This is a genomic window from Bradyrhizobium sp. MI1.3, from assembly GCF_055811695.1.
The window spans coordinates 1-1,435 of sequence record NZ_JBVVPQ010000196.1 but is presented as its reverse complement, the minus strand read 5'-3'; the positions used below and the strand labels follow the sequence as shown (position 1 = coordinate 1,435).

Here is a 1,435-nt window from a genome sequence, read left to right as displayed (position 1 = left end):
TCAGCGATCTGCTGTGTTCCGGCGAGACGCATCCATGGCCTGGCCATTGTTGCTTGGCTCGCGCTGTCGCCGTCAACCCCGCGCGTGCCGCGCCCCTGTGGGCTTCGGGGGTTGACCGCGACAGCGGAGCAAGCAAAGGGCCTGCCATGCCAAGAATGCACGAGAGCGCGTCGCGCTCAGGGCGCTGCGGTGGCAGCTGAGACATCGGTGACGGGCTTCGGGCCGAACGGGTTGTCGAGCGGCTGCAAGGTTTTCTGCTCCAGATCGAAGTAACCGAGATCGTAGTGCATGAAGCTGACGAGCCAAATGCCCTCGTCGACCTCCTTGATGCCGAGCTTCTGACCGGCCAGCACGGTTGAGATGTTGATCTTCTTGCGATGCAGGCAGAGCCGCCCGCAAGCGGTGACGACAATGTCGCGGTCGTGGAAGGGGTAAGTCAGTTCGGGCAGGCCGTCATAGACGCGCGTTGAAGCGGTGTAGAGCTCGGCGGGGCACTTCATGCCGAGTGCCTCATGGGGCCGCTCGGTGTTGAATTCGTGCACGAAGGCATCGAAGCGTTCCTGCTGCTGCAGGCTGTTGAAGCCTGGCGGGCGGGTCGCTTCCTTTTTGAGGGTGAGGTGCATGCGCTCGTGCCGGCCGTTCTGCTGCGGACGGCCCGGCTTGATGCGCTCAATGGCAATGCCCAGCCGGAGCCACCAGACCGAAAGCTTCGACAGATTGAACAAGGCGTTGGGGCTGGCAAAGGGCACGCCGTTGTCGGAGCGAATGGCCAGTGGCAGGCCGCGCTCGTGGAACAAGCGCTCGAAGGCGGTCATGGCGGGGTCTTCGCGCGTCGAGTCGAGCGCCTCGCTCAGCAACAGGAAGCGCGAGGCGTGATCGCTGACCGTCAAGGGAAAGCAGTAGCGGCCATTGCCGAGCTTGAACTCGCCCTTGAAGTCGGCGCACCAGAGATCATTGGGGGCCGTCCCTTGCGACAGCGGCGTGCCGCGCGCACGGTGGCGCGGTCCGCCGCCGCGTTTGACCAGGCCGTGGCGATCGAGCACCGCATGAATGGTGCTTTTGGCCGGCACGCGAACATCGCCATCGAGCCGGCGCACCAGCAACTCGCGGATCTTGCGCGCACCCCAATGCGGCTTCTCGGCCTTGAACTGGACAATCAGGGTCTCGATCTGGGCCGGCAATTGGTTGGCGTAGCGAACCGGCCGTCGGGAGCGGTCGTTCAGCGCCTCGAGCCCGTGTTCCTTGTAACGATCGAAAATCTTGTAGCCGGTCTTGCGGGAGATGCCGAACTCCCGGCACACATCCGTCATGGCTTCCCCGTCCAACAGCCGGGCGACAAAGCGAAGGCGCTCTTCCATTACCGAACTCGCTTTCCACGGCATCTACACCTCCCGCAGAACAAAAGCGGAAAGTGTAACCCATGTGTCCGGTACGA

At 63.6% G+C, this 1,435-nt stretch carries 1 protein-coding gene; it reads right to left on the bottom strand.

Annotation, left to right across the window (positions count from 1 at the left end; translation table 11 throughout):
* Positions 1-176: 176 nt before the first annotated feature.
* Positions 177-1,382 carry an IS481 family transposase gene (locus tag AC0L3A_RS40580; protein ID WP_354129647.1) on the bottom strand — a complete coding sequence of 402 codons (1,206 nt, stop codon included), beginning with the start codon at positions 1,380-1,382 and terminating at the stop codon, positions 177-179.
* Between the last annotated feature and the right edge of the window lie 53 nt (positions 1,383-1,435).